General features: G+C 39.6%; 17 protein-coding genes. 5 read left to right on the top strand and 12 right to left on the bottom strand.

What is annotated here, in order from left to right; translation table 11 throughout:
* Positions 1 to 10 precede the first annotated feature (10 nt).
* The gene (locus LG336_RS09345) at positions 11 to 703 is read right to left on the bottom strand and encodes a DUF1129 family protein (protein WP_404332305.1); all 693 of its coding nucleotides are present in this window, start codon (positions 701 to 703) and stop codon (positions 11 to 13) included.
* Positions 700 to 1032: a PadR family transcriptional regulator gene (locus tag LG336_RS09340; protein WP_404332304.1), complete on the bottom strand. Its 333-nt coding sequence runs from the start codon at positions 1030 to 1032 to the stop codon at positions 700 to 702. Before LG336_RS09340 ends, LG336_RS09345 begins: the two co-directional genes overlap by 4 nt.
* Positions 1033 to 1424: 392 nt before the next feature.
* On the opposite strand from LG336_RS09340, the gene LG336_RS09335 reads away from it, so the two are divergent.
* The 3 genes from LG336_RS09335 (at position 1425) to LG336_RS09325 (ending at position 4012) form a co-directional block, all read left to right on the top strand.
* Positions 1425 to 2000, top strand: a complete 576-nt coding sequence (locus LG336_RS09335) for a TetR/AcrR family transcriptional regulator (protein WP_404332303.1) — start codon at positions 1425 to 1427, stop codon at positions 1998 to 2000.
* A gap of 62 nt (positions 2001 to 2062) precedes the next feature.
* Positions 2063 to 2512: a PaaI family thioesterase gene (locus tag LG336_RS09330; protein WP_404332302.1), complete on the top strand. Its 450-nt coding sequence runs from the start codon at positions 2063 to 2065 to the stop codon at positions 2510 to 2512.
* A gap of 123 nt (positions 2513 to 2635) precedes the next feature.
* Positions 2636 to 4012, top strand: coding sequence for an MFS transporter (locus tag LG336_RS09325; RefSeq protein ID WP_404332301.1), 1377 nt, complete (start codon positions 2636 to 2638; stop codon positions 4010 to 4012).
* An 86-nt stretch (positions 4013 to 4098) separates the two neighbouring features.
* On the opposite strand, the gene queE is transcribed toward LG336_RS09325, so the two are convergent.
* The 4 genes from queE to hmpA all read right to left on the bottom strand — a co-directional run bounded on the left by queE (position 4099) and on the right by hmpA (position 7638).
* Entirely contained in the window at positions 4099 to 4818 is a 720-nt protein-coding gene (gene queE, locus LG336_RS09320) for a 7-carboxy-7-deazaguanine synthase QueE (RefSeq protein ID WP_404332300.1), read from the bottom strand.
* Positions 4811 to 5293, bottom strand: coding sequence for a 6-carboxytetrahydropterin synthase QueD (gene queD, locus LG336_RS09315; RefSeq protein WP_404332299.1), 483 nt, complete (start codon positions 5291 to 5293; stop codon positions 4811 to 4813). The genes queE and queD overlap by 8 nt, the downstream gene beginning before the upstream one ends.
* Positions 5293 to 5958 (bottom strand): 7-cyano-7-deazaguanine synthase QueC, encoded by a 666-nt coding sequence (queC, locus tag LG336_RS09310; protein ID WP_404332298.1) that lies wholly within the window; start codon positions 5956 to 5958, stop codon positions 5293 to 5295. The genes queD and queC overlap by 1 nt, the downstream gene beginning before the upstream one ends.
* Positions 5959 to 6414: 456 nt before the next feature.
* Positions 6415 to 7638: an NO-inducible flavohemoprotein gene (hmpA, locus tag LG336_RS09305; protein ID WP_404332297.1), complete on the bottom strand. Its 1224-nt coding sequence runs from the start codon at positions 7636 to 7638 to the stop codon at positions 6415 to 6417.
* Between the two features lie 431 nt (positions 7639 to 8069).
* Between hmpA and LG336_RS09300 the strand changes: the two genes are divergently transcribed.
* Entirely contained in the window at positions 8070 to 8513 is a 444-nt protein-coding gene (locus LG336_RS09300) for an Rrf2 family transcriptional regulator (RefSeq protein ID WP_404332296.1), read from the top strand.
* 216 nt (positions 8514 to 8729) lie between these two features.
* Here the strand turns inward: LG336_RS09300 and LG336_RS09295 are convergent, their stop codons facing one another.
* The gene (locus tag LG336_RS09295) at positions 8730 to 8882 is read right to left on the bottom strand and encodes a hypothetical protein (RefSeq protein WP_404332295.1); all 153 of its coding nucleotides are present in this window, start codon (positions 8880 to 8882) and stop codon (positions 8730 to 8732) included.
* 274 nt (positions 8883 to 9156) lie between these two features.
* Here LG336_RS09295 and LG336_RS09290 point away from each other — a divergent pair, with 274 nt between their 5' ends.
* A complete protein-coding gene (locus LG336_RS09290) occupies positions 9157 to 9444 on the top strand; it encodes a hypothetical protein (protein WP_404332294.1) in 288 nt (95 codons plus the stop codon).
* A 120-nt stretch (positions 9445 to 9564) separates the two neighbouring features.
* On the opposite strand, the gene LG336_RS09285 is transcribed toward LG336_RS09290, so the two are convergent.
* From LG336_RS09285 to LG336_RS09265, 5 genes are all read right to left on the bottom strand, one after another.
* Positions 9565 to 13317, bottom strand: a complete 3753-nt coding sequence (locus LG336_RS09285; RefSeq protein WP_404332293.1) for an AAA domain-containing protein — start codon at positions 13315 to 13317, stop codon at positions 9565 to 9567.
* A gap of 255 nt (positions 13318 to 13572) precedes the next feature.
* The gene (locus LG336_RS09280; protein ID WP_404332292.1) at positions 13573 to 14553 is read right to left on the bottom strand and encodes an Rpn family recombination-promoting nuclease/putative transposase; all 981 of its coding nucleotides are present in this window, start codon (positions 14551 to 14553) and stop codon (positions 13573 to 13575) included.
* 124 nt (positions 14554 to 14677) lie between these two features.
* A complete protein-coding gene (locus tag LG336_RS09275; RefSeq protein ID WP_404332291.1) occupies positions 14678 to 15067 on the bottom strand; it encodes a hypothetical protein in 390 nt (129 codons plus the stop codon).
* A gap of 457 nt (positions 15068 to 15524) precedes the next feature.
* Positions 15525 to 16943: a PTS transporter subunit EIIC gene (locus tag LG336_RS09270; RefSeq protein ID WP_404332290.1), complete on the bottom strand. Its 1419-nt coding sequence runs from the start codon at positions 16941 to 16943 to the stop codon at positions 15525 to 15527.
* Complete coding sequence (locus LG336_RS09265) at positions 16936 to 18624, bottom strand: alpha-glucosidase (protein WP_404332289.1); 1689 nt, start codon at positions 18622 to 18624, stop codon at positions 16936 to 16938. Before LG336_RS09265 ends, LG336_RS09270 begins: the two co-directional genes overlap by 8 nt.
* Between the last annotated feature and the right edge of the window lie 200 nt (positions 18625 to 18824).

The following is an 18824-nucleotide window of genomic DNA, read 5'->3' as shown; positions in this document are numbered from 1 at the left end:
TTTTACAATTTTAACAACAATCTTTACGAAAACAGCCTTTTATTTTCTTGCTCACATAAAGTGCGACCAAAAGTACACTACCCACGAGACAGGATGCCCACCACGAGAAGTCAAATGACGGGCCCATTTCAGGTAGAAATTTGGTTACGAGTAGGACAGCAGCCATACCTCCTGCACCGATGAGTCCAGCAATAATGGTTTCTTTACGCGTATTCCGTTTTCCTTTAAACAAGGAGCGTTCGACCATCTTAAAAAGAAACACAACCGTAAACATGATAAGGCATGCAATGATAAGCGCCATTACCAACACAGTAACAGGGTGAACCAGTGTGTCCACTTCTATAAATCGGGATAAAACAAGGAAAAGCACCCCTCTAATGATCAATACCCACCCGAGAATGTCGCCAATGATTCCCCCTATATATGGAATAAGTGCTCGTTTTTCCTCCTTTGGAAGATGTTCAATCATCTCCTCCGCATAGCCCCTTGGATCATCGCCAAATATGTCTTTTGCTGTTTTCCCAGCCTTTTGGCCATCCAGTAAATGATCAAGCAATTCCATCAAGACTTCTTCCGATTTCTGCTCGGATAGGGTAAACTGCAGTCGAATATAAATCAGCAAATCACTATAATAGGCTTCATTTTCCGGGGTTAAGCATTCCCGTTTCCGATTGTTTTCTTCGATTAATTTCTTGGCATTCATCCTTCTCTCCTCCCAATCAGTAATTCGCTCACAGGCTTTGAGATTTGCTTCCATTCCTCGGTAATGATGGCTAATGCCTCTTGCCCTTCTTCTGTTAAAAAATAATACTTGCGATTTGGTCCTGATTCAGAAGGTCGCATTTCCCCCCGAATGAGTCCATTCTTTTGGAGCCGTAAAAGAATCGGGTAGATTGTTCCTTCACTCACGTCCGCTAAACCAATCTTCAGCAACTTCTGTGAAAGCTCATAGCCGTAGACAGGCTCCTTTTCAATGACAGCCAATACACACCCGTCCAAAATTCCTTTTAATAGTTGGCTTCTTATTGACATGATCGATTTCCTTTCCCCACTAACTTGTTATACAAGGTAGTGAACGATAAAAAATAAGGCACCTTGAGTATTTGGTAAAACAAGATAGTGAATTAAAAAATAAGGCAACCCTTGAGTATTTGGTAAAGCAAGATAGTGAATGTAAAAACAACTACTTTGTTTTACCTAGTAGTTTCCTCTATTGTAAATTTTTTTCATTTTTTCGTCAATAGGCTATTTTGTTAAAATCCCTGGTTCTTCCCCCCACCAGATTCGGTATGCTTCCTTTTTAAAATAAATCAAATATGCTCCGTTCCCTATGTCTATCCTTGGTCTCACTTTTTATTTAATAATCAGAATATTCTTTACCAATCGTTCTAATAATGATAAGCTTCTTTTAAGGAGGTGTAGCGATGGCCAGGCACAAGGAATTTGATGAAGCGAAGGTGTTGCGGAAAGCCATGGTGCTGTTCTGGCAAAATGGCTATGAAAAAACATCTATGCAGGATTTAGTTGACTATATGAACATCCATCGACGAAGCATTTATGATACATTTGGGGATAAACAGACGTTGTTTTTACGGACTTTACAACTTTTCGAAGAAACAACGGAAAAAAAAATGGAGCAGGAAATTAGACCGACCCAATCTGCCAAATTAGCGATCAGAAGATTATTTGAAATGACGGTTTCTTCGAATGAAAAGAAGCCTCCAGGATGTTTAATTGTGAATACTGCAGTCGAATTATCCTTACATGACGAAAAAATTGCAGACAGGATTCGTAAAAGTTTTAATAAGACGGAATCATTCATCTACGAGCTATTAGTACAGGGACAAAGGAATGGAGAAATATCCGAGGAACTTGATTTAGAAAAAGCCGCTCAATTTATTCATAATTCATTCATTGGGATTAGAGTGTTATGCAAAACAACAGAGGATAAAGAGAAGTTAGAAAACATCATTGATTCAACTTTAGCCATCTTAGATTAGCCTTTTTAGAATGAACGTTCTAAAAAGAAATAACCTTATTATAAATATGGAGGGTAAAAGAAATGAATCATTTAGAGGTCTTGAAAAAAATGGCCAAAGGTGAAATCCCGGGTTCGCCTGTTGCACAGGTATTAGGTTTTCACGTAACAGATGTTGAAGAAGGCAGAGTTGTGATTGAAATGGATGCCACAGAACGATTACATAATCCGATGGGCACACTTCACGGGGGGATTTTATGTGATATTTCCGATGCCGCTATGGGCTATGCATTTGCGACGACCTTGGCAGAGGATGAACTTTTTACCACGATGGAAATTAAATTAAATTTCATGAAACCGATTTTTAAATCGAAACTCCGAGCTGAGGGACAATTGATTAAAAAAGGCTCCTCTGTCGGATTGCTGGAATGTCATGTATATGATGAAAAACAAAGTCTCGTCGCACATTCGACAAGTTCGTGTATGGTTTTGAAGGGGAATTCTAATGGTAAAAGAGTGAAAATAGATTCATAGGACTGGCCTCTTGTGAAAAGAAGGCCCATGCAATGTGAGGGCAATAATCGTTTTAGATGTCATCCAACAGTAGAACGATTTAGCGTTCATTTTTATAAAAATGATAAAAGTAGGTGGGATCAAATGTCTTCTATTCTAACGGCTTCTTCCAAACCGGAAAGCACAGTGTCCTTTCATGAGAATAAACTCATTTTAGTATGGAGTTTGACCATTTTGCTGGTGGTCATGAATACAACCATGTTTAATGTTGCCTTACCCTTTATCATTGAGGACTTATCCTTAAACTCATCTATGGCCTCTTGGCTGGTTTCAGGTTATTCCATCATCTTTGCTATTTCAACGCTAACTTTTGGTCGACTATCCGATTTTGTTCCCCTCTCAAGACTTCTACTTCATGGAATTTTCTTATTTGGAATCGCATCAGTAATCGGTTTCTTTTCAACTCATTTTTTGTTTCTTTTAGGAGCTCGTATTCTTCAAGCAGCTGGAGCAGGAGCCGTTATGGGTTTAAGCATGATCATGGCTGGACGATATATCCCTTTATCAAGGCGTGGAAAAGCGATGGCCTTTATTACTTCAGCTGCCTCATTGGCCTTTGGGTTAGGACCTGTTTTAGGGGGAGTGATTACTCAATACTTAGGCTGGAAGTATCTTTTCGTTGTCACAATCATTTCTGTCCTATCGATTCCTTTCTTCCTAAATTTATTGCCAAAGGAAGCAATTAAAAAAGGGCATTTTGATTTATTCGGCGCGATTCTTACGGGACTTAGTGTGACAAGTCTGTTACTGTATCTAACGACGTTTTCGTATTGGATTTTATTAGGAACAGTCGTACTTTTTTCCATTTGGTGGAAATATCTTCATAGGACGGAAGAGCCGTTTATTCCGCCCGTTCTTCTCAGAAACAAGCAATATACAAAGCTCCTTTTTATTAATAGTTCAGCTTTTTACATCAACTTTTCAAATCTGTTTTTAATGCCCATCATTCTAACAACTGTTTTCGAAAAAGGAGCAGCAGAGGTAGGAATGATTATTTTTCCAGGAGCCGTTATCGCCGTGGTTGCTGGTCAATTTATCGGAAGACTCATTGACCGTTTTGGGAATGCACCCTTAATTATTTTTGGGCAGCTATTGTTAGTAAGTGCCTCTATCCTATTTGCATGGTTTTCTACTGTTAATCCTAATTTCATCCTTTTCATCTATATGCTTGCTAGCGTTGGCTTTACATCCATTTCTTCGAGTATTTCGAACGAGATAACAAGGATCTTGCCAACCGAACAAATTGGTTCAGGGATAGGCATTCTCCAATTAATGCAATTTTTCGGTGCTGGACTCGGAGTAACCATTTCCGCATTACTCATGACCCTTCAAGAAGGTCTAGCTTTCGAAATGGTTTATCGAAATATTTATATTGGATTCTCCTGTGTTATCCTAATAGCTGGGATCATATTCGGCCTCTATAGAAGAAGAGTAAGAGTTAGAGTAAGCCAGCCAAGTTAGGTAACGGGGTAAGCGCGGAGACGTACCCAATGCTCCCTTTTCTATTCAAACAAAAGAAGCAAAGGGTGGTCCCCCTTTGCTCCTAGTTACACTCCTCGTTTATTCCCCCATACGTACGTATGAAGTTGAGGAAGTACCTTAACATCATTCATCTCTGAATCTTCTACCACTTTGTTGATTAACCATTCATATTGATTGATCAGGTCTAGTACTAATTTGTCCTGCTCCATTGTCGTGCTATCCTGATTGCCGACCTGTAAAAAGAAAGGCACGCGAGGATATCTTTTATGGATATCTTTGGCGTACTCAAAATCCTTCTCATCAAAGACAACAATCTTTAAGCTGAAGTTATTGATTGATTCTAACCTCTGAGTAATCGTGTCCAACATCTCATAATCGGTTTCCATTCCTGAGCTAGGTGGTTTTGGGGACAGGGTCAGTTCATCAATGTTGGTAAACCAGTCTTGCCATTTGCTCCCCTGTGTTTCCAATCCAATCTTAATCCCTTTTTCTCTTAACAAAAGGATGAAGGAATCTAGATTTTTTAATAAAGCTGGATTCCCTCCTGAAATGGTTACAAAGGAAAAACGGTCGTCACCGAGTAGTGTTAACTCTTTCCATATTTCATCAGCATCCATTTGTTTGATTAAATGTTTTCCAGAACCATCCCAAGTGAAAGCTGAGTCACACCATGAACATGAATAATCACATCCTGCTGTTCGAACAAACATGGTTTTTTGCCCAATGACCATTCCTTCCCCTTGAATCGTTGGGCCGAATATCTCCATTACCGGGATTTTACTCAAGTTCCATCCACTCCCGTCTCGCTTCGGCATAGCTTGTCGGAGTTTCATATAGTCGAACAAATTCGACTCTTGCCCCTTTATATTTCTTCGTATTTTCTTCTGTTTTAAGTGCATCTAGCATTTTCTCATAGATCCAAACCACCATATTTTCAGCTGTTGTATTCATAGGTGGGAGCGTTTCATTCAAATATCGATGATCTAAATAGATTTCAATTTCCGACTTCCAAATCTCCTTGATATCACCGAAATCAATCATTAATCCACGGTCATCGACATACCCGCTTATCCCAAAAATCACTCGATACGTATGACCGTGAAGATTTTTACATTTGCCTTCATAATTGTGCAAATGATGAGAGGCGTCGAAGGTGAATTCCTTGCTTACAAGCACACGTTTTGAATGATATTTTAGCTGATTTCTATGAATATCAACATCGATTTTTTGAAGTTGATCTACAATGCGAAACTCTGTCATTAGATCCTCTCCTTCACTTCAGACAAGTAGTCGTCGAGACCCTTTTGTCTAAGTTTACATGCAGGACATTCTCCGCAACCATCCGAAATCACACCGTTATAGCAGGTGAGAGTCTTTTCTCGAACAAAGTCAAATGCATCTAATTCATCTGCTAATTTCCATGTTTCTGCCTTGTTTAACCACATGAGAGGCGTATGGATCACAAAATCATAATCCATGGATAGATTTAATGTGACATTTAAGGATTTTATAAACACATCGCGACAGTCTGGGTAGCCGCTAAAGTCGGTTTCACATACTCCGGTCACTAAATGTTTTGCTCCTACCTGGTTTGCCAAGACCCCGGCAAAGGTTAGAAATAACAGATTTCGACCTGGAACAAATGTCGAAGGAAGCTCCCCTTCACTCCCCTCTGTCACTTCAATATCTGAACGCGTCAAAGCGTTAGGAGCTAGTTGGTTTAATAAGGACATATCTAAAATATGGTGCCTGACACCAAGTTCATTTGCGATATTTTTTGCACACTCAATCTCAAGACTATGTCTTTGGTTATAGTCAAACGTCACGGCCTCAACTTCTTTAAACTGTTTCAACGCCCAAAACAAACAAGTGGTACTATCTTGACCACCACTAAACACCACAATCGCTTTTTCATCTTTTAACATTTATAAAAATACTCCCTTCAAATCGAAAAAGCGATACCCCCAGATGGAAGTACCGCTTCATCTAGTTTTTTTAAAGAGGGGTGCTAGAACCTCCACCGCATCCGCGGATTTATATATTGGGACAATGCTCCCTTGTTCCATGTGGGACAAGGGGACAGGTTCATTGTCCCACGGAAAAATGGATAATGCCATACGATAAACATCTTGAAAACAGAAATAACAATTTTATAGAACAAAAAAGATGATAGCATGGAACAGACAAGAATTCAAGATATATTGAAATTCCTTTAGGCACAGCACATATGGATGAAAGAATGAACGAAATGGAGGAACAACTAGACAAGAGTATGAATAAGAGATTTGATCCTGTGGATGATAGAATTAACATTGTCTCACTGACCCCCAGTGTACTAAAGCGTTAACACGGCGGGGGCCAGATCTCAATGTCTCCCTATTTTATTTAGATACTGACGTAGAAACCGGTTCTTCTAATTGACTTGCTGGACCGAAGAATTCGAAATGAATGTTTTCTGCTGGTACACCCCATTCTTTAAGCGCACGATAAACAACTTGCATAAATGGCAGTGGTCCGCAGAAATAGAAGTCTGCTTGATTGCTAGGCACAATTGATTTTAACCACGCTAAATCAATGAATCCTTCTTTATCGTAGTTTTTCGCACCACGATCTTCTGCAGTTGGTTCAGAATAAGCGACAAAGCTGTTAACATTTTTATTTTCGTTTGCTAATTGCGTGATTTCTTCTTTTAGTGCATGCACAGTGCTGTTTAGCGCACCATGAATGAACGTTACCCCACGCTCTGGCTGCTGTTCAACAATCGTTTTCACCATGCTGACCATCGGTGTTAATCCAACCCCACCGCTAATTAAGATAGCTGGTGTATCTTTTTGCTCAAGAACGAAATCACCGGCAGGCGCACTCACCAAAATTTTATCTCCTTCTTGAAGAGATTGATGTAAGTAATTTGAAACAACGCCCTTGTCTTCGCGTTTTACACTGATGCGATAATACTCTTTTCCTGGCGCATCCGATAGGCTGTAGTGGCGAATATGTGTATAGTTATCCCCTTCTGGCTGAACTTTTACAGTCAGATATTGTCCTGGTTGATAAGAAGCAATCGCCTTTCCATCTTCAGGTTTTAAGTAAAAAGAAGTGATGACATTACTTTCTTCCACTTTATTTGAAACAACAAAGGATCTAAATCCTTCCCAACCGCCTTCTTGCTCTTTTGCTTCTTTATACATCTCCGCTTCAACGCCAATGAATGCATCTGCGATTACCCCGTACGCTTCCGCCCAAGCGTCGATAATCTCATCTGTCGCTGCATCTCCTAATACTTCCTTAATTGCACCTAATAGATTCTCTCCAACAATTGGATAATGCTCTGGTAAAATTCCTAATGCACGGTGTTTCTGACCAATTTGTTTAACAACCGGAATAATTGCCCCTAAATTGTCAATATTCGCTGCTGCTGCATAAACAGCATTCGCCAATGCGGTTTGCTGACGCCCTTGTCTTTGATTCGCATGGTTAAAAATATTCAAAAGTTCCGGATGATTACTGAACATACGCTGATAGAAATGGCTTGTAATGTCCTTTCCGTGTTTTTCTAACACTGGTACCGTACTTTTAATAATTGCAATTGTCTTTTCATTTAGCATGGTTCCGTCCCCTTTTTCATAAAAGATATATTTTATTTACATGTTTATAATATAATAACAGCGCTAATAAAAGATACATTTTAAATACATCTTTCATAAATTTGTCACAAATTAAGCAGAATCAGAGATTTACATCACATTCAACACATTCTTTTAAAAGGCTCTTTTCTCTTGATGGGTTTGGGATACAAGATAGAATGGGTTAACCTTTGTATCACTGCAAAATAGTTTTTATATTATGAGAAAAGAGCTTGCAAACTAACTACGACGTACAAAAAATAGCTTATCTTGCGTTAAAATCGGCTTTAGGTAGTAAAAATCGGCTTTAAGATTTTTACAATTTTAACAACAATCTTTACGAAAACAACCTTTTAAAAATGATATAATGGAACTAACTATACAATTTCACGGGAGTTAAGGGGATTTTTAGCATGAGGCTAACGAACTATACGGATTATTCCTTACGAGTTTTAATATTTTTGGCATTAAAAAAGGAAGAAGAATTAAGCACGATAAAAGAAATTTCTGAGGTTTACAGTATTTCGAAAAACCACTTAATGAAGATTATTCATCAGCTTGGTCAGCTTGGCTATATTGAGACAATTCGCGGCCGGAACGGCGGTATCAAGCTCGCCAAGAAGCCAAACGAGATTAATATCGGAGACGTTGTTTCAAAAACCGAAGAGGATTTCCATATTGTTGATTGTTTTCAGGAGGGCGGCTATTGCGCCATTTCTCCCGCTTGCAAACTAAAGCACGCACTCTATGAAGCCTTTCTCGCATTTATCAACGTCCTAAATGGATATACATTAGAAGACATGATCCATAACAAAGACGAGTTGAATCAGCTATTCCAGTCGACAGTAGATAATTAGATTGTAGAAAAGGCAGCGGTGAACTTCGCTGCCTTTTTTAGAATGTACGTTTTTTTATAATCCGGAAATCTATAAAATCCAGTTCTACTAGGAAGAGTGGGAACGCATTGATATACTCCCATTTCAAAATAAAACAATCACTTTCCTTCGAACAAAACTTAGCAAAAGCAGCAAAGGGTAAATCCCTTTGCTCCTCAAGTTCACACATCTAGTCAATCAATACTCAATTTCGTCAAAGTCTTTCGGTTGAGGTGTTGGTTGCCTATTTTCTAATTCTGGGTTATTGGTGATTTCTTCAGACAATTCGACGAACGACTTCATTTTGTGTTGATCATTGGTTATTCGCTTCTCTTTAAAATCTTCCTTCATTCTTTTCCCTCCAATCCTCTCGACTCTTTTCCATTTTTACCTTTCCCAAAATTAATTGAAATAATCTTTCTCAAGACAGTGGACGCATTCTATGCTCTCTTTTTCACAAATAACTCTGCTTTGAACGAAAACTTATCAAAATAAACAAAGATTACGACCCTTTGCTTAATAAAAACGGGAATTTCTATGTTAAAGTAAAAGAGATTGGGAAATTTTGTATTTAAAATGAAATTTTAAGTGGAGGTGTAGGCTTATACCATTAGAACAGGAAGTTATGGGTTTGTTAATAGGTGGATTTACGATTGTGATGGGGATTGCCATCTTAGTTACCATATTCCTTTGGGTGAAAAATAAACGTTCAGGATACATTTGGACCTTCCTGCATTTATTATTTGTTTCGATTGCGGTCTATTTTGCATTGACTGGTATGGCCTTTGACTTCAATCATCCAATGGCTTCAGAAGAAATTTCGCTCCAGATCGGTATTTCTGGAGTAGTTTGGGCATTGAGTATGCTTTGTTTCGTCATCGCATTATTTAGCTTTTCGAAAAAAGTAACATAGTACTTACCCAAACGTTAGGTTTAATTCTAACGATTGTATTGATTAACGTAATTATGTTACTTATCTAATCTTTCTATAAAAAACAGTCTGGATAACCCAATCCAGACTGCCCCGCCCCACCTAATTCACAACCTTTTCCCTAACTTCCCCACTCTTCAACAACTCTTTCACCTTCTGACCGATTCGCTCAATCTCTGCTGAAGGATTTTTCCACCAGTTTCGACTCCAGATTCGCTCAATCGTCCAGCCTCTGCTTTCTAGGAAACGCTGGCGATAGACATCCCGTTCTTTAGCGTTTGCTGAGCTGTGGTACATTGCTCCATCACATTCAATTCCTAAAATAAACCTCGAAGGGTCCTTCGGATGAACAATGGCCAAATCAATCCGGTATCCTGACATCCCCACTTGTGTCGTGACTTCGTATCCAAGATTCCGTAGCTGCTTATACACTTGCTCCTCAAATGGAGAGTCAAAGTGTAAGTCTTGATGTTGAACACGGGTATTGACGTTTTCATTGATTTCTTGAACCACAGCGTCGATTTGTTCAGTCTGTGCATTCGCAACAGCCTTTACAAATTTCAAGTACGATTTTAAAAGTTTTGGCCCCATCTGCGACGTGCTAGCCACATTCAGTTCCTCAGGCTCGATGCTAGAGACAACGATAATTTCTTCCTTCGCACGAGTAACCGCAACATTCAGCCGGTTCTCTCCACCTTTTTGATTCAGCATCCCAAACCGATTGTAGATTCTGCCTTCTTCATTCTTGGCATAGCCAATTGAGAAGAGAATGATGTCTCTTTCATCCCCTTGGACATTCTCGATGTTTTTAACAAAAACGCGCTCATCTAAATCTCTGGCCATCGTCTGATTGTAAACAGCGCTGAATTCTTCATCTTCTCCTGCAGTCATTTCAATCAGATCCTGTATCTTCGTTTGCTGTTTCGCGTTAAACGTGATAATCCCAACCGTCTTGTTTGGCCGTTTCACCAATATATCCTTTAACGCTTTAATCACTTCTAGAGCTTCAACCTCATTGCACTGATTAATCCATCTTCCATCCACCTTCATCCACTGCATCGCCGGTGGTGTTTTAAACGGAACGACATTGGGCGCAATTTGGACATGGCCATTGTAAAAAGCATGATTAGAGAAGTTAATGAGCTCTTCGTATTTTGAACGATAATGCCATTGTAAAATCTTTTCTGGAAACCGTCTTTGCGCAAGGTTTAACAAGCTGACGGAATCATCTAGTGCATGTTGTTCTTCCTCATCGTCCTCATTCACGACCGATGATTGAAACATATTAAATGGCGGAAGTTGCTTCTCATCTCCGGCAACAATCAATTGTTTGGCCCGGTAGACAGCAGGAATCCCACTTTCCACTGTACATTGAGACGCTTCATCAAAAATAACAAGATCAAACAGTCCTTCTTTTAACGGGAAGATTGAGGACACAATCTCAGGAGAGGCGAGCCATACAGGCAAGATATCAACCAGCCCATCGGGGGCAAATTCATTCACCAATTTCCGTAGCGACCAAATCATTCGCTTCTTCCCTACTTGGTGTTTCAGCTCTTTCACGCGTCTAAAATGGTGTTGCTTTGCTTGGTCAACATTGGATGTCAGGGTATGAATCAAATACTGAGTAGCCGCCTTCCGTTTTTCCTCAATAAGATTGGCGAACGATTCGCGAATCCTTCCAAACTCACTAGTAGAGACCTTCTGAACTTGAGGATATTTCTGTTCTGTTTGGTCAATCCAATGAACATAGGCCGAATTCCTAAAAAGGTCAACCCAAAAGTCAGCTAGCCCCAACTCGGTGTTGTTCGTTTTCGTTTGTAATTTCGAGATTACCTTCCTCTCTAGTTCCGTGCAGCTATTCCAATAATGATCCATTTGCTGCAGGTCATCAAAATCACGATGGAGGTACTCAACCATTTTATCTAATTCACTTAGTGGAATATCTCCCTCGGAGACCCGAGTTTTCAGCCCATCCACAAATGAATCGTCAAAGTATCGTTTTAACTGCTCAATTTCATCCGCCATTTTCTTCGTTTCCTTGCCAAGCTGATGCATGGTAATTAGGGAAGTTTTCACCTTCAACCATTCCGTTGAGTTGGTTCCTTTAAATTTCTCCCCTTCAATCAACTCTTCGATAATCGACTTTCCTGAGAAAGAGGTCCACCACCATAACCTCAATCCCTGTAAGGTTCGCTTGTTTCCCTCCTCGAGGTCAGGATAAATTTTATCAAGCTTATTTTGGATTAACCAGGTGTAAGCCGGTGTAATCTTCTCGTGGTCAAGCGAATTTAGGTAGTCAACCGAATTTCTGGCCTTTCCGATGAGTTGGTCCATTAATTCAATCAGTTCAAGTTTGTCTTTCATACTGAACGCAGCAAACGATTTCCTCTGTTTTAAAGGATACGATTCATCCCCAAAGCGTTCATACCATTCTGCGTATGTAAACACCTTTTCCGATACATCGTCTAAAAGGTCTCGGTTTAAGCTTGGCAGCACATCATTTAAATCCACAATTTGTGAGGTTTCTCCGACCGGTTTGGCTTTTCCATATAAATCGTACAAGCGGAAGCCAAAGTCCTGATATTCGTACAAAGCATTCGCAATGCTATTTAATAATTCTTCTTGAGAAGACAATTTATTGGAGACCGATGCTAAAAATTGCACAGCCTGCTCATAGGTGACCTGATTGTGTTCCAAAACGGCGGAAATTTTACTATAAAGCTTCTTCCGGTCGTTCTTCTCATCATGGACGAGGGCAATATGACTGCTTAAGCCCAATCCATCCAACCTTTGGTAGACCACATCCAAAGCCGCACGTTTTTGGCAAACGACAAGGACCTTCTTTTCCTGTTTCAGAGCATCTGTGATTAGGTTGACAATGACTTGCGATTTCCCTGTCCCAGGTGGCCCATGAACGACAATGCCTTTTTTATAACGAGCTTCCTTTAAAATCTCCTCTTGAGAACCGTCCGCCTCCAATAGGTTTAGGATGTCTGGATTTTCTCTGGTATTTTCCTCATCATTAGTTTGGTCTCCGAGGCCCTCGCCCACTTCTTGATCATCAGGCGAAATTAGCTCCCCAGCCAATGACAAACCGCCTTCCTCTGACCGTTCAATGAGTGCCTCATAATCTTTCACCAATGAGGAGCTTCCTTGAGGAAAGTTCCCAATCACGGCATTCTCCAGTAGTGTGAGATTCGCCAGTTCTGGAATCTCCTCTTTTTTATATTGCTTTAGCCGGGTCAGCCCATTTTCGGTAAATGAAATCTGGATATCACGTTCTGAAAAAAACGACAGCCAGGTTTGGTAATCATAGTTCTTTGCCACTTCTGCCGCCTCTTCAAAAAACTCTTCCGAAAACGTGAGGCTATTCAACTTTTTAAAGGCTAAAAACAATGTGCGATTGATTTGTGGCCCACCTTCATCCTGCTTTAACACCCATTTCTGTGCGTTCACATTGTTCTTTTCGAGCCTGACAGGATATAAAAATAACGGCGCTTGAAAAAACGTACCGTCAGCCAACGTTCCCGACAAAAACGGAAACCCTAAATAAAAATCATGAACCCCTGTTTCTTCTTCGATTCCTTTCATATTTCTGCTCAAATCGGTCAGCTTTCGTGAAATCAGCATCGATTGGTCGTCATTCAATGACGGCTTCAACAACAAAACATCACTCTTCGACTGCTTGATGACTTTTTCTACAATCGAATGACTAACCGCACCGCCCTCGAGCTCATCAAGCTCCGTTAAATCAAAACTCCATTTATTATAAAGCTTCAGCAACCGAATCGAACGATTCCGCCGGCTAATATCATTCAGCTTATCCCTCATGTGAATCAATGTATCTTTCATAGCAAGACCTCTTTCTTTTCACAATTCCGTTGTTGTCCGTTTTATTATACGTAGCGAAGCATCGGATATATGCTAAACTGCAAATTGAAATGTCCTTTTGCCAAATTGTCTTATTGGTCTAGGGACACAGGGACAGGTACATCGTCCCACCGCTTAATACAGTCAAACCTCTTGTCCCTCATTTTGCTTAAATACCAAAAAGACGTTGGCTTTTTATTCTGCCAACGCCCTTTTCGACTTGGTCGTAGGACGATCCTAATCCAAGCTGCCCTTCAGCCTTATAACCTCAACCAACGGTAAACCCGTAATGTCCGCTACTTCCTCCTCGGATCCCCCTTTTTTTAGAATCCTTGTAGCGATTTCGATTGCTTTTTGTTTTTCTCCTTGTTCTATTCCCTCTTTACGCCCCTCTTTATGCCCTTCTCTCAGTCCTTCTTTCAGTCCTTCTTCACGTGCCTCTTTACGAGCGAATTTAGCAAAGGCTGTATCTTCTAATGAAAGACCCATATGTGTATCCTCCTTTTCAATTAATGGTTTTAATTCTTTATATATTTTGCCTTCTGCGTTGTCTGGCAACCGTAGGATGTGATCAATGAAGATAAATAGCTGTTGAACCGTCTTCCGATTTAATTCTCTTACATTCATTTTATCCTGTAAAATCAGTCTCATCAATTTTTGTTTATATTTATATTTTAAATCGATATCTTTATTGCTATTAATCAGATAAAGTCCTGCCAAAACGGCTAAAGCAAAGGGATTATTTGATTGGAGAAGTTCTATTTCAGATTGTGAGGCGATCCTATAGGTATTGTAGTGGTAATTCAAATGGGTACCAAAGAAATCATAATGAAAGGAGGTCATTTTGTTTGTAGAAACGTTTGAAGTAAAGATAGCAAGGGCAAAAATTTGTTGATCATACAAATCCATCACGCGATAAAAGTACTGAAACATCCGCTTACTAAAATCTTTCTTATATCCTCCTTGCACTTCAATGTGAATGAATACCCATTGTTCCTGGCCATTTTTTAATTTGAGCTTTACTAGCTTATCCGCATAACGATGATTGCTTTTGGAATCCGGAATAATGGTATGAAGTTCTTGTTCCAAGAATTCAGGTTGGCTTGTAAAATCAATCTCTTCGTAAAGCTCAGGAGAAAAAAACAGAAGAAACTCTTCAAATAGTTCCGTAATAACTTCTTTCCATAAATGATCGTATACTGGGTGTGTAACTTCCAATAATAATCAGCACCTTTCTTACTATTCGACAGGTTTGAATTTACGATCAGCCTCGGACTTGTCGGTCCCCCGCTTGACTAAAGCGTTCATGTTTTTTCTCCTGGGGGTCAGACACAGTTCCTAGTTAACTTAATATTTCATTTGCTTTTTCTCTCATTTCCTTAAAGCGTTCATATAAAAGGTTTTGGATATTGTTTTCGGCATTAAAATGCATCATGATGGCCTTAATCTTACTCCGATGGAATTTGCCTTGTTCACGAATTTTAAAACCTCTGCCGTTGAGTTTAAACATAACCATAAAACTGTCAGCGTTCTTGCCTACCCGGGGATAAACTTGCACAAAGTTTAGAACAGCCTCCTGGCATTTACAATCTGGATTCAAACAATATGAGTCCGCAATAAGAAACAACTTCCCCATATAAGCTAAGTGAAAATATTCATTGTCCTGGTTTGGAAAAACTTCTGCATAACAAACAGTTATGCCCTTAGCAATCTTACTCAGCACAGCATGCATAATACCGCTCCTCTATAATGACTTGGTTTGAACCGGTAACATTCCCATTTATTAAGTTATCAGTGAAATTATGGTTTCAGCATTTTATCAGGAAGATGATGAAAAGTAAGTTAGTGGGTAAAATGGTGAGAATTGAGGGGAAAATTACAAGATTTGTTCTCTATCGTTTTGTACCTCCTTTCCGGAAAAATTATATCACAAAAAATAATTGAATAATTTTGTATCTCAAAAACATTTTTACAATTTTGTGTACGGGTAGGGACACGGGGACAGGTACATCGTCCCACCGCTTAATACAGATTGGGACAGTGAACCTGTCCCCTTGTCCCATAAAAAACGCTCAGAGCAATTTATCTGAGCGTTTTTGTTAGGTCCCTATTTTTAATAAGTTATTCTTAACATAACTCTCTCCCAAACAGAATCCGTTAGACTAATCGACCTGTATTAACTCTTGCTCCTACTCCTCCGCCATGACCGCTTTTGGTACTGCAAAGAGATACGTGATCATAAACGCAGCAATTAAAGTAAGGACAGAAACGATTAGATAAGCCAATAACTGATTCCATTCATAAATATACATTAAGGGGGAAAGTACGACTGCAAGGCCGTAGGAATTTGCTTTCACACTTAATAAGGATAGTGCAGCTCCCCCAACTGCGGAACACGCAATCATTACATACAAAGGTTTCATGCTATACCTCATCACGACACCGAACAATGCTGGTTCACTAACACCCAATAACTGTGTAAGAGCCGCACTCATGCCAGTTACCTTTACGGTCTTTTTCTTTGCTTTCAGGGTAATGCCAAAACATACGCCAGCATTGGCAAACCCATACATCGCACAAAGTGTAATGAGAGGATTAAATCCAGTATTTGAAAGCAAGGTCGTTTCAATTGCAATAAATAAGTGGTGCATTCCGGTCATAACCGCTAATGGATAAAGAAAGCCGATCAAAAGTCCACCAATTCCTAGCGGGATATCAATGAGTAGCGTAACAACTTGAATCAACCCAGCTTCGACAAAGTGCAAGAGCGGTCCTAATACCAACAGCCCTGTAATCATCATTGTTAATAAAACGATGAAAGGAGTAAAAATTAAATCAAGGGCATTTGGCATTACAGCGCGCAGCTTTTTCTCAAGTTTGGCACCAAGAATTCCAACAACAAGCGCAGTCAAGACACTGCCCTGGTATCCGACAACAGGAATAAAGCCGAAAGCCATAATTGGATCTACCCCGCTAGTAGCATCGGCCACTGCATATGCATTCGGAAGAGCTGGTGAAACGAGCATCAGACCGACAACGAAACCAAGAACAGGCATGCCTCCAAAGTTTCTGAAAGCAGACCAGCAAATGAAAGCCGGCAAAAAGGCAAAGGCAGTGTCTGTTAAGACAGAGATAAGCGCCGGCAGGTAGCTAGGAATATCATCCATACTCATGCCGATTAACCCTAAGAATGCATCACTGAACACCACTCCTTTTAAACCTAGGAATAACCCAGTTGCGGCGATGATTGGAATGATTGGAATAAAGATATCGGCCAGCGTACGTACAGCCCTTCGTATTCCTTTTTCCTTATTGGCGGAGGATGTTCCTTTGTTCGGCTGTACCTCTTCCTGTTCAGGCTGGTTCCCTTTTAACGCCGAGTATACTTTATTTACCGTTCCAGTACCCAGGATTACTTGGTACTGCCCAGCATTATAAAATACCCCTTTTACTTCATCAATTTTTTCAATTGCCTCATCATCAATTTTTGAACGGTCTTTAACAGAAAAACGAAGTCGTGTTGCACAATGAACATATGATTCAATGTTTTCTTCCCCAATAACATTTATAATTTCTTTTCCAATACGTTCGAATTTATTTTCACTCATGATGGATCGCTTCTTTCTTTGAAAGTAATAGTGCTTGATAAGGTTGTAAGGTAAGTTCTTGTTCTGTTCTTCCTACTTCTTTGTAGTTATTTAATAAAACATCATAGGCGCTTGATTCTACTTTAACCTTTTGTTCCTCAGCTGAAAAATTGAAATAGCAAACCACTTCTTCTCCATTGAGCTTACGTTTATAGGCTATGATGGTTGGATGTTCTTCTAAAATTGGTTCAAACTCTCCATATATTAAGCTTTCATTTGATTTTCGAACTTCAATGATTTTTTTATAAAAATGAAGGATAGAATTAGGATCCTGTTCTTGCTGTTCGGCATTAATTGTTTTGAAATTATTATTCATTCCTAACCAAGGCTCTGCTTTTGAGAAACCACCATTTTCCTCCGCACTCCAATGGAATGGTGTTCTAGAGTTATCACGGCTTCGCAGGTTCATAAAATGTAAGGCCTCTTCTGCACTAAAGCCCTCGTCTATGGCACGATAATATTGGTCAATACTAGAAATGTCATCAAACTCCTCAATGCTATCACGTTCAAAATTCGTCATGCCGAGTTCTTGTCCTTGGTAGATGAACGGTGTCCCTCGAAGATTGATAAACATCGCTCCAAGCATCGTCGCAGAATAAAAGTTCCGATTTTCTTCTTCTTTTATATATTTGCTTATCGATCGGTTCTGATCATGGTTTTCTAAAAAGTTTGCTCCCCAGCCTACTTTTTGTATTTCCTCTTGGCTTGTGAAGATCATCTTTTTCAGATCTTGCACACTCCAATCGACTCTTCTAAACCACTCACTGCCTGAAGCAACATCAAGATCGGCATATTTAAAATCAAAAATCATCGAAAAGTAGCCATTTTCCCCAATATAATCACTGTATTGATCATAAGGAACTCCCGGTGCTTCCCCGATTGTCACGCAGTCATATTTAGAGAAAGTTTCTCTATTTAATTCATGCAAGAAATCTTCTATTCCAGGTTGATTCCGTGTTTTCTTTGTACATTTGCCCAGACCGTCTACTCCATCCGCAGGGATGTTTTCATAGTTTTGGTCTTTCTTTATAAACGTAATGGCATCCACCCTAAAGCCAGCAATTCCTTTTTCCAGCCAGTAATTGACCATTTCATATAACTCTTTTCGAACCTGAGGGTTTTCCCAATTTAAGTCTGGCTGCTTTACATGGAATGAATGAAAATAATACTCGTCCGTTCCTTTTAACGGTTCCCATACACTTCCACCGAAAACAGAGCGCCAATTAGTAGGGGGCTGTCCATTCTTCCCAGGCTTTAGAACATAATAGTCTCTATATTTACTAGTCTTGGGGTTTGCCAATACATCCTTAAACCATGGGTGTTCGTCCGATGTATGGTTAATGACTAAATCAAGAACAATTTTAATTCCCTGTTCTTTAGCCTGCCCTATTAACTCTTCAAGGTCCTTCATTTTTCCGAATTCTGGATTTAGTTGATAATAATCAGATATATCGTACCCGTTATCGGCCATTGGAGATTTATAAATTGGACAAATCCATATCATCGTAATCCCTAAGGACTTTAGATAACCCAATTTCTGCGTAATTCCTTTGATATCGCCTACGCCATCCTGATTTGAGTCAAAAAAGCTTTTAGGATAAATTTGATAAATAATTTCTTTTTGCCACCACTTTTTCTTCATGTTGTTCCTCCTCAGTTAGGTGAGTTAAGCTGTTATTAGATATGGTATCGGTTCCATTAATGAATAAAAAAAATCGGTTATTTTTGTTGAAGTAAACCTAACAAATTAATAAAAAAGACTAAACAGTATTCAAAACCTAAATGGTATCGGTTTCATAGTGGATTTAAATAATAACCGCTCTGTTTGGAACCGGTTCTGAA

The organism is Mesobacillus maritimus (genome assembly GCF_044803185.1).
GTDB lineage: Bacteria > Bacillota > Bacilli > Bacillales > Cytobacillaceae > Mesobacillus_B > Mesobacillus_B maritimus_B.
Note: the sequence above shows the minus strand (reverse complement) of the source record. Positions and strands in the feature narration are given on the sequence as shown.